Here is a 13,014-nt window from a genome sequence, read left to right as displayed (position 1 = left end):
CCTCCGTTAACCGGAAGCAAGGCTCTTTTCGTTTGCCATGATGTTTTTCTCTCTATTAGATGCCTTCGTAGGCGAGTTCCATGATTTGACGGAGTTCCGTCACGAGCGGCATTTTCGGATTCGCTGTCGTACATTGATCCTCAAACGCATCGACGGCCATCTTGTCGAGTTTCGCTTCAAAGTCTGCTTTTTTGATACCTTGGGCTTTGAATGACATCTTGATGTTGAGGCGTTGTCCGAGTTCACTGACCGCATGGATAAATGATTCGACTCCTTGTTCCGTCGTTGCTGCCGGCAGACCGAGGTAACGGGCGATTTCCGCATAGCGTTCATCCGCGATGAACGATTCGTATTTCGGGAAAGCTGCGAGTTTTGTTGGTTTTGATGCATTGTAACGGATGACGTGTGGCATCAGAATCGCATTTGTCCGACCGTGCGGCGTGTGGAACTCTCCACCGATTTTGTGCGCAATCGAGTGGTTGATGCCGAGGAAGGCATTGGCAAACGCCATTCCGGCCATCGTTGATGCATTGTGGACTTTTTCGCGTGCTTCGGCGTCTGAACCGTTATCGTAAGCGCGTGGCAAGTACTCAAAAATCATCTTGATCGCTTTTAACGCCAGTCCATCCGTATAGTCGTTCGCAAGGACAGAGACGAAGGCTTCCGTTGCGTGTGTCAGGACGTCCATTCCGGTGTCGGCCGTGATCGAGGCAGGTACCGTCATGACGAACTCCGGATCGATAATCGCGACGTCTGGTGTCAACGCATAGTCAGCAATCGGGTACTTGACGTTTTTCTCTTTATCGGTGATGACGGTGAACGGTGTGACTTCTGATCCCGTACCGGAAGTTGTCGGAATGGCGACGAACTTCGCTTTATTGCCGAGTTCTGGGAATTTATAGGCCCGTTTGCGGATATCCATGAATTTTTGGCGTAAGTTCGAGAATTTTTCGTTTGGCTGTTCGTAGAACAACCACATGCCTTTCGCAGCATCCATCGCTGATCCGCCACCGAGGGCGATGATCAAATCCGGTTTGAAATCGTGCATCGCCTGGGCACCGATCTGAACAGTCGTCACGGATGGATCCGGTTCGACTTGGTCAAAGATCCGGTAGCTGACGCCTGCCGGCAAGTTACGGATGACTTTATCGGCATAGCCGAACTCGACCATCGATTGATCAGTGACGATCAGCGCCCGAGAGACATTTTGAATCGATTTCAAGTATTGAACGGAGTTTTTTTCAAAGAAAATCTTTTCCGGTACTTTGAACCACTGCATGTTCACGCGTCGTCTCGCCACCTTCTTGACATTGAGTAGATGTTTCGCCGTTACGTTTTCAGAGACCGAGTTTTTCCCGTATGATCCACAACCGAGTGTCAGCGATGGTGTCAATTCATTGTAAAGATCGCCGATTCCGCCGTGTGCTGATGGACTGTTGACGAGAATCCGGCACGCTTTCATCCGGAGACCAAATGCCGTCATCAAGTCGTCGTTCATCGTATGAATGACTGCCGTATGACCAAGTCCACCGATTTCAAGCATGCGTTCGGCGACATGGAAAGCGTCATTCGTTGAGGCGACACTGTACGCACCGAGGACAGGGCTTAATTTTTCGTGTGACAATGGTTCTTCTGCACCGACTTTTTCGAGTTCCGCGACAAGCATGACCGTGTTGCTCGGAACGTCGATGCCGGCTTTTGCTGCGATCCATGTCGCTGGTTTCCCGACGATGTCCGCATTGACGGCACATGTATCGGTTTTGATCACGAGCGCTTCAAGACGTTTTTTCTCGTCCGGTGTACAGAAGTAGCAACCGAGTGCTTCCATCTCGGCTCGTACTTCCGCGTAGATCTCTTGATCGACGATGACCGCTTGCTCGGACGCACAAATCATTCCGTTATCAAACGTTTTCGACAGGACCAAATCACTGACGGCGCGTTTGATTTTAGCTGATTTTTCGATGTAACACGGTACGTTACCCGGTCCGACACCGAGTGCTGGTTTACCGGTTGAGTAAGCGGATTTGACCATGCCGGCTCCGCCTGTCGCGAGGACCATTGCGATATCCGTGTGGTTCATCAAGACTTTTGTTGCTTCGAGTGACGGTTGTTCGACCCACTGGATACAATCTTTCGGAGCACCGGCTTTGACGGCAGCGTCACGTAACGTTTTTGCTGCTTCGAGCGAACATTGTTGTGCTGACGGATGGAACGCGAAGACGATCGGGTTACGTGTTTTGATGGCGATCAATGCTTTGAACATCGTTGTAGACGTCGGGTTCGTCACCGGTGTGACGCCACACACGACGCCGACCGGTTCTGCGATGTACGTGATGCCGTTTTGGACATCCTCTTCTAAAATTCCGACCGTTTTTTCATCACGAAGACTGTTGTAGATGTACTCCGTTGCAAACATGTTTTTAATCATTTTATCTTCAAAGACACCACGACCTGTTTCTTCAACTGCGAGACGTGCCAGTTCGACGTGACGTTCAAGACCGGCAAGTGCCATGTCCCGGACGATCGTATCGATTTTCGTTTGATCAAATGTCAGTAATTCCTGAAGTGCCGTTTGACCTTTCGCGACGATTTGATTGATTGCTTGTTCGACAGGTGAGACATCTTGTTTGATTTTTTCTTTGACAGCCATGTTAGGTTTCCTCCCTATTTTGGAACGAATCTGAGTCTGCATTTCCCTACTGCATGTTAGGAATGCCAAGCTGGTTTCGAATAGTTTGTGCTTTCCTTCACAAATCAATCATACCGCCTTTTGTTACATTTGTGCATGGCTATCCTGTGAACTATTTCACATGAATGAGAGCGTTTTCAGCGAAACAACCTGTTCTGACGCAAGGATTCGCTTTTTTGCCCCGCTCCTGTGACAACTGTCACAGTAAATCATGAATCTGCTTGTCTGACCAATCGTTCATCGTGTACGCTAGAAATAGTTCCATCATTCATTTGTCTTAAAGGAGGAAGTATCATGTCAGTCGTTAATCAAATGCTTGCGTTTAATCAACAGTTCGTCGAAGAAAAACAATACGAACCATTCATCTCGGATAAGTTCCCGGATAAGAAGGTTGTGATTCTGACCTGTATGGATGCACGTTTGACAGAGCTCCTTCCCCACGCACTTGGTCTTAAAAACGGTGATGCAAAAATCATCAAAAATGCCGGGGCCGTCCTGTCCCATCCATTTGGATCCGTCATGCGGTCGATTCTCGTCGCCCTCTACGCCCTTGGTGCGGAAGAAGTCATTGTCATCGGACATCATGACTGTGGGATGAGTACGATTGATCCGACGAAGATGATCGCCGAGATGCAGGACCGAGGAATCAATGAACAAGTGCTGCACACGCTGGATGCTTCCGGTGTCGACTTGAAGCAATGGTTACGCGGCTTCACTTCGGTCGAGGAAAACGTCAGTCACTCCGTTGGTCTGATTAAAAATCATCCGTTGTTGCCACCAGGTACGGAAGTTCACGGACTCGTCATCGATCCGGGAACAGGAAAACTCGATCAAGTCGATTGCTGAATCGCTCTTTAATGTAGAAGAAAGGTATGACCTGCCTCGATTTGATGCCGGTCATACCTTTTTGTGTTTTTTTCTTGACAGTCCAAAGAACGGTCTGTATGATACTTTAGTATAGTACAGTGATACCTAAAGAAAGTGTGGTTTTATAATGTTTAATGCCGTTATTATTGCCGTTGTTCTATTATTTGTTTTAGCCATCTTCCGCGTCCATATCGTCCTCGCGATGGTCCTCAGTTCCCTTGCAGGTGGATTGATTGGGGGACTTGGTCTTAATACGACGATCGGAACGTTTGCCGAAGGACTTGGCGCCGGAGCCGAAATCGCTCTTAGTTACGCCTTGCTTGGCGCATTCGCCGTCGCCTTGTCAAAAACCGGTCTTCCGGATGCCTTGGCACACGCCTTGATTACACGTTCCAAAGGCTCAGCGGATGCGACATCCGTTAAAAAGCTCAAAGGATTCATCATCTTTGCGATTCTCTTGCTGGCGATCAGCTCACAAAACGTCTTGCCAATCCACATCGCCTTTATCCCGATCATCATTCCGCCATTACTTGGTCTTTTTAATGAAATGAAAATTGATCGCCGTCTGATGGCAATCGTCATGACGTTTGGTCTCGTCACACCATACATGTTCCTGCCGATCGGATTTGGTGATATTTATTTGAATCAGATCCTGTTACCAAACATCTCGAAAAACGGGATGGATATCGCCGGCGCGTCCGTCGTTCAGGCGATGGCGATTCCTGCACTCGGAATGCTCGTCGGTTTGTTAATCGGACTTTATGTATACCGAAAACCACGGGAGTATGAAATGCGCAACATCGCACCGGACGATTATGAAATCCCGGTCATCACGAAAACGAAGTTGTTCCTCAGTGGACTCGTCGTCCTTGCGACTTTGATCGTCCAATTGACGACTGAATCGATGATCATCGCGGCGACGACAGGACTGGTCTTGTTCCTTGTCCTCCGCCTTGTCCGCTTCAGTGAAGCAGACGATGTCATCACACGTGGCATGCGGATGATGTCGTTCATCGGCTTCGTCATGATTTCAGCAAACGGATTCTCAAACGTCCTTCGCAAGACGGGTGACATCAACCCACTCGTCGAGAATTCGAAATCATTGATGGGCGATTCGCAACTTGTTGCCGCCTTTGTCATGCTCTTGATTGGTTTGCTCGTTACGATGGGAATCGGTTCAAGCTTCTCGACGGTTCCCGTCATCGCCGCGATCTTCGTTCCACTGTGTATCCAGTACGGATTCAGCTTGGAAGCGACGATCGCCATCATCGGAACAGCTGGTGCACTCGGTGACGCCGGAAGCCCGGCCTCTGACTCGACGCTTGGTCCGACCAGCGGACTGAATGCGGATGGCCAACACGATCACATGCGGGAGACCGTCATTCCGACGTTCTTGCACTATAACCTGCCGTTACTCGTCTTCGGTACGATTGCCGCAATTGTCTTGTAACCGATATGTCCACGACAATGAACCAACGTCCTTTGCTGACGTTGGTTCATTTTTTAGGATGACATGACCCGTTCAAATTTTCATTTTTTACCTCAAAGATGCTGTTTGTATATCAGTTTAATCGAGTCCTTCATTTTTTTCTTTCAATTTTCGGGTTTCTTCTCTAATATAAAGGGATGAAGTGAAGCAAAAGGAGTGTTCGATGTGTTATCTCAGGTTGTCAACAACGTCTTATTATATTTAGCCGACTTAGGCTATTTCGGGATTGCACTTGGTCTCATGATTGAAATCATTCCGAGCGAAATCGTTTTATCCTATGGTGGATTCATGATTTCTCAAGGAACAATCGGCTGGCCGCTTGCTGTCGTCGCCGCTGTCATCGGTGGTTTGTTTTCGCAATTATTTTTATATTGGTTTGCCCGTTACGGCGGTCGACCGTTGATTTTGAAATACGGGAAATACCTGTTGATTACGGAACACCACCTTGATCTCGCAGAACGCTGGTTCGTGAAGTACGGACAAGGTGTCATCTTTGGGGCCCGCTTCATCCCGGTCGTCCGTCACGCGATCTCGATCCCTGCTGGTCTTGCCAAGATGGATCAGACAAAATTCTCACTCTACACGATCCTAGCGATCATTCCCTGGTCCATCTTGTTTCTTTATCTTGGAGAGACGCTCGGAACGAACTGGCGCTCGATCAAAGAAGTCGCCGCTCCCTATACGAACGGGGTCTTGATTGCCGCCGTCGTCATGATCATTCTTTATGTAGCTCTGAAAAAACGGCAGCGTACAACGTAATTCAAGTTTTGCAGTCTGTCCTCAGTGGCAGACTGTTTTTAAAAAGGAGCGACTTATATTGGATACTTCCAACACATTAAAAATTCACCTCGACCGTGTCACGGCTTCTCAAGTGACGGGCAAGCACGTAGCGACCGGACTGACGATCTCAGGACAGATCATGATGATCGAACAGATTTACGATACCAAACGCCATCGTGATGTGCTACACGTCCACCGGTTACACGACCAGTGGCGGACGACGACGATTGTCGCACAAGCAGAAACGGAGTTCAGTTATGTTGATTCGTTTTCAGATGGTCGGATTCTGCTTGTCGCCTCACGATGTGACGATGATATTGATGGATCGTGGTTACCGAATGCTTTCATTTATGATTCATCCGGTCATTTGTTGGATAGTTTTTGTCTCGATGACGGCATTCAAAATGTCCATGTCGATGAAAAAGATCAGATTTGGGTCAGTTATTTTGACGAAGGCGTCTTTGCAGATGCCGCAACCAACTCAATCGGATCGTTTGGTTTAGCCGTCTTTGACGAACACGGTCAGGCTGTCTTTAAAAATAAGGATTATCCGATCGATGATTGTTATGCATTAAACGTCTGTTCGTCGAATGATGCGTGGTTTTTCTATCATCCGGATTACCGGATCGTTCACCTTGAAAATGGGAAAGGAACCAGTTATACCGCTCCTTTACGCCACTTTTCCGATTTCATCGTTCAAGGCGAGCATTTGATCTCAACCGATAATGACAACACTTATCTATTGAAACGAGATGGAGATCGTTATGACGAGCAGGCCCGGATTCTGTTTGAATCGGAAAAAGGAACGCCGCTTCAAGGGACGATCAAGATGCGTCAGGACCGGATCGTCCTGTCGACCGAGACACGGTTGTATGCCGGAACGTTTAGTGACTTCATCGTTGAGTAAGAAAACAGCCGAACGCTCGCCAAATCATGGCGTGTCCGGCTGTTTTTTATTTTTTAAGCGCCCCTCTTGCGTTCATTGCCGCAAATACGACCATCGCGATGCTAAGAACGGCAGCGACTATGACCCCTTGCGTATAGATACTCCAATCAATCGTCTCGCGTAACAGGACCGCCCGCATCCCTTCCATGATATAGGTCGTCGGATTGAGCGTCGCCGCAATCTTCAGCCATTCGGCTTCGATCAATTCCTTAGGGACGAACGTCGTCGACAAGAAGATCAACGGGAAAAATAATAATGTCCCTGCTTGTGCCGCCTGTGCGTTCCGGGTTTTCAGAGCGACACCGACCGAGTACCCGGCGAAGGCGAGACCAAAACCAAGGGCGAGGACGATCGTCAGGAAGAAACCGGCCGCTCCTGCAGGGATCGACAGACCAAGTAAAAACCCCATCCCGAAGATCAACAACGTCTGAACAAACAATTGCAACATCCCGGCAAGCATCGGTCCAAGGACAATCGCCGTCCGGGAGACCGGTGTCAGCAAGAGCCGCGCGAAATATCCACTTTCGATATCCTTGACAAGAGCTTGACCGGCTCCCCCCGCGCCACCCACTGCACCGGAAACGATCGATACCGGCAAGATGAAGTTCAGGTAGTCGACCCCGCCGAACTGTGGCAGACTGGAGATGCCGGATAATCCGCTCGTATAAACGAGTAAAAAGAAGACGCTGATGATTAAGTTCGGGATGAATGAAAACGGATTCCGTAACGTCACCAACAGACTGCGTCGTGTCAAAATCATCGTCTCGCGCCACATCTCACTTCTCCTCCTTATAGGCTTGACCGGTCAGCTGGATGAATACATCGTCGAGCGACGGTTGTTTGACGACGAGCGAGCGTGCCGTCAACTGATGTTCGTCAAGATAGCGGACAACTTGTTTAAGCGTTTCCGTCCCTTCTGACGGCAGCAGAATCGTTCCTTTTTCGAGTCGCCCGGCAAATGCCTCTCTAAATGCTTCCGTCGCCCGGTCGTCTTCGAGCACGACCTCGATCCGCTCTGCCCCGTTCATCGCCTTCAGTTCCGTCGCCGTCCCTTCGGCAATCAACTTGCCTTCATTGATAATCGCAATCCGGTCAGCCAACTGATCGGCTTCTTCCAAGTATTGTGTCGTCAAAAAAATCGTCGTCCCGTATTCTTCATTTAACCGACGGACTTCCGTCCAAATTTGTTGCCGGCTCGCCGGGTCAAGTCCCGTCGTCGGTTCGTCCAAAAAGAGGACGGCAGGTTGATGGACAAGCGTCAACGCCAAATCAAGCCGCCGTTTCATCCCGCCGGAATACTTACCGGCTCGACGATTTCCGTCGTTTGATAACCCGACCAATTCCAGCAGTTCGGTTGCCCGAGTCGTCGCCTTGGCTTGCGAAAAGCCAAATAATTTTCCTTGCAGGACAAGCAATTCTCGTCCGGTTAAATCATTGTCGATGCCCGTCTCCTGCAGCGCGACGCCGATTTGGAGACGAACATTTTTTTGATCCCGTTGTATGTCATACTCATTAATCGTCGCGTGACCGGACGAAACAGAAATCAAGGTCGTCAACATCTGAACCATCGTCGACTTCCCGGCACCGTTTGGTCCGAGAAATGCAAAAATCTCACCTTTTTTCACATGAAACGAAATCTGATCGACGACTTTTTTCCCGCTGTATTCCTTCGTCAACTGCTCTACCTGAATCACGGTCATCCTTCCTTTCTGCTAGACGGTTCAATACTTAAGCGACTACATTACCTTTACCCCTTTTTAGACATTTGTACAAAAAAAGAGCCAATCCACTTTCGGATTCGCTCGGCTCATACTATGTTAGAGGCATTGGTCACGACGCAACCTTCCATTTTTCTTTTAATTCTTGAATACGTTCGTTTCCTTCATATGAATTCATCCAGAGGTTCATCACATCGATCACTTCCGTTTGACGATCCTGGACGAGATAACTTTTTTCGGCTGGAATCCACTTTTCACTAATCTTCGGAGCACCTAATCGCGAGTCCAAAGACGCATAATAGATGGCTTCGACGGTATCGGTGATCATGACATCGACTTCCCCCGTTGCGACAGCTGCCGGGATGGTCAGATTATCCGCATATATGACGATATTTGCCTGATCAAATGTCTGGCGGACGAACTGTTCGTTTGTCCCTCCCGGATTCAAGCCGATCGTCACATCCGGACGATTGATCGTTTCGATCGAGATCAAACGGTGTTTGTCTTCCAAACGGACGAGCGGCGTTTTTTGAAACGACAAGTAACTTTTCGTAAAGTCGCCGACGATTTCCCGTTCGATATTCTTCGTGACGCCACCGACAACCATATGGAACCGTCCCGCCCGTAAGTCACGTGTCAATGTTGCCCAGGTTGTCGGGACAAACTCGACTTCAAGCCCAGCCGTCTTCGCGAACGAGCGGATGACTTCAATATCGAATCCTTCGTACTCGTTCGTCTGACGGTTCAAATACGTAAACGGTTTATAATCTCCAGTCGTCCCGACAACGATTTTCTTCGTCGTGAAGACGTTTTGTTTACTGACTCCAAACGTATCCGGCAAATCCTTCAGCTTCGTCACTGCGAGCAGGCTCGAAAGCAATAGTCCTCCACCAAGCGCCAATCCTTGTCGTTTATTCACTCCACTCGCATCCTCTCTCTGTCTCACGCTGCTTTCTGTATAATACTCAAAACAGTATCATATTCTTTTATCTTATCCAAGAGTTTTTTGATTATTTCGGCAGTTCTCGTCTTCAATGTTCCACCGTCAAGCCCTCTTGATTGCAGGAAGCAACTACTTTCTTCCATACTAGTCAAGAACGCATCAACGAATGGGAGGAATGGAAGATGAGTAACGTATTCATTATTGGAGCAAACGGAAAAGTCGGTCGTCAGGTGGCGAAGCAGTTAAACGGGTCGGCACACGATGTCCGCGTCGGCTTGCGTTCGCCCGAACAATTCGCTGACTTTGAAACACTTGGCGCAACACCGATCCTACTTGATCTGGAACAGGACGTCTCAGCCCTGACAGATGCCATCAATGGGAGTGACGTCGTCATCTTCACAGCAGGATCGGGTGGACATACCGGTGCCGATAAAACGATTTTGATTGATTTAGATGGCGCAGCGAAATCGATCGCGGCAGCAGAACACATTCAAGCAAAACAATTCATCATGGTCAGTGCATTAAATGCCGACTCGCCGGAAACATGGTCGGACAGCATGAAACCGTATTATGTCGCGAAACACTATGCCGACCGTCTGCTTCGGGACAGCTCGCTCGCCTATACGATCTTACGTCCGGGTGGTTTGACCGATGACGCAGGAACAGGTGCCGTGACGACGGATCCGGCTTCAACGGACAAGACGACGATTGCCCGCGAAGATGTCGCGCGTGTCGTCATTGCATCGATTGAACAAGAATCTGCGTACCGTCAAACGATTCCCCTGCTCGAAGGAACGACACCGATTGCTGATATTTTTGCTTAATATAAAAAACGAGCTCAATCCAAATGGATCGAGCTCGTTTTTGGTTACGATGCTTGTTTTACTTCAATGATATGGGCCTGCTCCCGGCGTAGCGCGGTCAGAATCAAGGTGACCACAACCGTGATCAATAAGATGACTGTTAAACGGATGACAAACGACGAGATATCGCCATCAAAGTAAATCAATCGGGTCAATCCGGCGACCGCATTCGGTACCGGCAGATAGTGACCGATCGTCTGGTAAAACGGAGCTAGCATCGACGGGGGAACGATATTTCCTGCCGTCATCAGCTGGAACGGAATCAAGGCGACGTTGACGAGTGGCGCGATTGGTCCGAAAATCGTGAAGTTCATCTGGGTAACGCCGATACAAGCTGCCGTCAACAACAGTTGGAACGCCCATACCTTGATAAAGGACGCTTGTATATCCGAAAAGGCAAACGCAAGCGACACCATGACAAGTGGGACGACCAACAGGACGATGCCGTGCAACAGCTGTTTGCTCCAAAAGAGCGACCACTTGGAATGTTGGTTTTTTAGAATCTGTGTCACAAGATTAAACTGGATCCCCATCGTCATGACGGCGATGTAGATGACGAATCCCAGTAAGATCGGCAGCATGGATGTCGAAAAATCAGATACTTGATGTTCGACGATGACGTCCGACGTAATCACGGGTGTCCCGTTTAACGTTTGGCTAATTTCAGACGTCGCCTGTTTGAGAATCCCGTTCGCGAATTCAGCATTCGCCTGATTGACATGGAACGTCAGTTTTTTTTGATCAGCCAGATCCGCTACGAGGACCATCTCGACTTCTCCCGCATCCAGCTGTTTCAGGCCTTCCGTTTCCGACGTGACGGCTTTAACGGTAAAAGGACTTTCTTTCTGTAAGTTTTCATAGAAACCGACCGTCGAACTATCCTTGACGACGGCGACACGTAATTGATCGAGACGCTCAGTCGCCCCTTGGTACCCCGTCATCCAGACGACGAGGAATAAAATCGGGACGATCAAAGCAAACATCAACCCGACTTTCGTTTGCGTAATTGAAAAAACATCTTTAAACGTCTTCATGTGTTTCGCTCCTTTTTATATGCATTACTTATAATAGCATATGCAACTATTTATCTAAAAAAGAGAAACCACTTACGTCACATTTTTGTGAATGGTTTCAAGTGTTTTGATGAAATGTTTGATTTCTTTTTTTGAGAGACCGGAAAACGCTTGCTGCTGCAGTTCACCGAGCGTCGGTTCTAACTGTCGAATGACCTCAGCCCCTGCTTTTGTCGTCAGTAGGATGAACGCCCGCCGGTCCCGTGGATCAGCAGAACGGATGACAAGTTCCTTCTTCACCAGTTTATCCAGGATCTTTCCGACCGTCGTCTGATCCCGCTCCGTGAACAGGGCCAACTGCTTTTGCGAGATGCCTTCTTGTTTATGAAGTTCACTCAAAACCGAAAACTGTTCCGGTGTCAGATCGTATTCTGCCATCCGTTTTGTCGCGGCACGCTTGAAGGAATGATAGCTGCGTGATAGTTGCATACCTAATGACCAATCTGCCTCTTTCACTTGAACTCCCCACTTTCGAAATAAATAGTTGCACTACTTATTATTCAACTTATTCACTATAAGTTGCTTGTGAAGGTTTGTCAAATGGATGGTTGTTTTTCTCTCTTTTTGTCGTTGTAGACAGCATTGCGGTCTTTCAACCGTTGCATTGCAGCCATGACTTTATCAAAATCGGATAGATCGTTCGGTGTATTCGGAGTCGTCAAGATATGGGCTACTCTACGATAAGCAATGGTTTTTCCGTATCCCATCAATACATAGACAGCACGGTTATATTGTTGAGTTTCTTGCCAATCTACATCACCATACACAACACGATAATAAGCATCTTCACTATGCTGTGGTGCAGGAATATCAATATAATCGATTGGGGTTTGATGAATGGCCATAATTTCACTTCCATCTCTAATTTTTTTTCACGACGAAAACGATTTAATCGCTTCGATATGCGCGTCCTTGACCTGTTGATCGACTTGAGATTGCTGTTTGAGTTGCTCGTAGACCGAATCAACTTGCATTGATGTCAAACGTTTGACTGTCGCGAGCCGCTTGATCGTCCGACGTAAATCGTTTCGTTTGATGACGTGGACATGACTGGAATCAATCGTAATCTTTTTCAGTTCACACCGTTCACTGAAGACGATGATAGATTGAAAGACATTGTCTTCCACTGTTTTGGCTAAAAACTGTTCCATGCTTTTGAGGTGTTGCTCGTTTTGTTTGATCGGGTTGTAAAAACGTTGTTTGTAGCGGTTTTTAAACATTTGTGTCCACTGGCGGTCGGCTTCTTTTCCAAAAATCCAACCACTGTAGTTTTTCGACTCTAAGACGTAGATGCCGCTTTCGTGAATAAACGTGATATCGATTTCCGTTAGACCCTTCCCTCGTGCTTTTGGTAAATAGGTGTTGATGACAAACTTCCCGTAGCCCTCGACTTTTTCAAGCTGACGCGTCGTCAAGTATTCTCCCCAAATGCCTTTGTCGCGGACGGCTTTCAGGAAACGTTCCTGCGTGACTTGCTTATATGTACTTTTCTCAAACGATCGGCGACGGAAGTAAAACAAACTGCCGAACGTGACGGCAAACCCGACGAACATGACGCTTCCGATGAGAAGTAACGCCGGAATCAATGCAGCTAACAAATCTTCCACTCATTTCATTCCTTTCTTTATGTAACCCTTAATTTTCCA

Annotated in this window: 13 protein-coding genes; 5 read left to right on the top strand and 8 right to left on the bottom strand. The window is 48.1% G+C overall.

Annotation, left to right across the window (positions count from 1 at the left end):
• Positions 1-55: 55 nt before the first annotated feature.
• Complete coding sequence (gene adhE / locus BLD48_RS08375) at positions 56-2,650, bottom strand: bifunctional acetaldehyde-CoA/alcohol dehydrogenase (RefSeq protein WP_071499812.1); 2,595 nt, start codon at positions 2,648-2,650, stop codon at positions 56-58.
• A 333-nt stretch (positions 2,651-2,983) separates the two neighbouring features.
• Between adhE and BLD48_RS08370 the strand changes: the two genes are divergently transcribed.
• The 4 genes from BLD48_RS08370 to BLD48_RS08355 all read left to right on the top strand — a co-directional run bounded on the left by BLD48_RS08370 (position 2,984) and on the right by BLD48_RS08355 (position 6,732).
• Positions 2,984-3,535, top strand: coding sequence for a beta-class carbonic anhydrase (locus BLD48_RS08370; RefSeq protein ID WP_071499811.1), 552 nt, complete (start codon positions 2,984-2,986; stop codon positions 3,533-3,535).
• Positions 3,536-3,683: 148 nt separating this feature from the next.
• A complete protein-coding gene (locus tag BLD48_RS08365) occupies positions 3,684-5,006 on the top strand; it encodes a Na+/H+ antiporter family protein (protein WP_071499810.1) in 1,323 nt (440 codons plus the stop codon).
• A 204-nt stretch (positions 5,007-5,210) separates the two neighbouring features.
• Entirely contained in the window at positions 5,211-5,804 is a 594-nt protein-coding gene (gene uptA, locus BLD48_RS08360; protein ID WP_014970176.1) for an undecaprenyl phosphate transporter UptA, read from the top strand.
• A 58-nt stretch (positions 5,805-5,862) separates the two neighbouring features.
• Positions 5,863-6,732, top strand: a complete 870-nt coding sequence (locus tag BLD48_RS08355; protein ID WP_071499809.1) for a hypothetical protein — start codon at positions 5,863-5,865, stop codon at positions 6,730-6,732.
• Between the two features lie 46 nt (positions 6,733-6,778).
• Here the strand turns inward: BLD48_RS08355 and BLD48_RS08350 are convergent, their stop codons facing one another.
• From BLD48_RS08350 to BLD48_RS08340, 3 genes are all read right to left on the bottom strand, one after another.
• The gene (locus BLD48_RS08350) at positions 6,779-7,546 is read right to left on the bottom strand and encodes an ABC transporter permease (protein WP_071499808.1); all 768 of its coding nucleotides are present in this window, start codon (positions 7,544-7,546) and stop codon (positions 6,779-6,781) included.
• Between the two features lies 1 nt (position 7,547).
• A complete protein-coding gene (locus tag BLD48_RS08345) occupies positions 7,548-8,471 on the bottom strand; it encodes an ATP-binding cassette domain-containing protein (protein WP_071499807.1) in 924 nt (307 codons plus the stop codon).
• 130 nt (positions 8,472-8,601) lie between these two features.
• Complete coding sequence (locus BLD48_RS08340) at positions 8,602-9,408, bottom strand: transporter substrate-binding domain-containing protein (RefSeq protein ID WP_071499806.1); 807 nt, start codon at positions 9,406-9,408, stop codon at positions 8,602-8,604.
• A gap of 206 nt (positions 9,409-9,614) precedes the next feature.
• Here BLD48_RS08340 and BLD48_RS08335 point away from each other — a divergent pair, with 206 nt between their 5' ends.
• Complete coding sequence (locus BLD48_RS08335; protein WP_071499805.1) at positions 9,615-10,256, top strand: SDR family oxidoreductase; 642 nt, start codon at positions 9,615-9,617, stop codon at positions 10,254-10,256.
• A gap of 44 nt (positions 10,257-10,300) precedes the next feature.
• Here BLD48_RS08335 and BLD48_RS08330 read toward each other — a convergent pair whose 3' ends face one another.
• The 4 genes from BLD48_RS08330 to BLD48_RS08315 form a co-directional block, all read right to left on the bottom strand.
• The gene (locus tag BLD48_RS08330; protein ID WP_071499804.1) at positions 10,301-11,329 is read right to left on the bottom strand and encodes a YhgE/Pip domain-containing protein; all 1,029 of its coding nucleotides are present in this window, start codon (positions 11,327-11,329) and stop codon (positions 10,301-10,303) included.
• 72 nt (positions 11,330-11,401) lie between these two features.
• Positions 11,402-11,824 carry a MarR family winged helix-turn-helix transcriptional regulator gene (locus BLD48_RS08325; RefSeq protein ID WP_071499803.1) on the bottom strand — a complete coding sequence of 141 codons (423 nt, stop codon included), beginning with the start codon at positions 11,822-11,824 and terminating at the stop codon, positions 11,402-11,404.
• Between the two features lie 80 nt (positions 11,825-11,904).
• A complete protein-coding gene (locus tag BLD48_RS08320; protein WP_071499802.1) occupies positions 11,905-12,213 on the bottom strand; it encodes a hypothetical protein in 309 nt (102 codons plus the stop codon).
• 27 nt (positions 12,214-12,240) lie between these two features.
• Complete coding sequence (locus tag BLD48_RS08315; protein WP_071499801.1) at positions 12,241-12,975, bottom strand: nuclease-related domain-containing protein; 735 nt, start codon at positions 12,973-12,975, stop codon at positions 12,241-12,243.
• Positions 12,976-13,014 lie beyond the last annotated feature (39 nt).

Source organism: Exiguobacterium sp. KRL4 (assembly GCF_001870785.1).
Taxonomy (GTDB): Bacteria; Bacillota; Bacilli; order Exiguobacteriales; family Exiguobacteriaceae; genus Exiguobacterium_A.
Note: the sequence above shows the minus strand (reverse complement) of the source record. Positions and strands in the feature narration are given on the sequence as shown.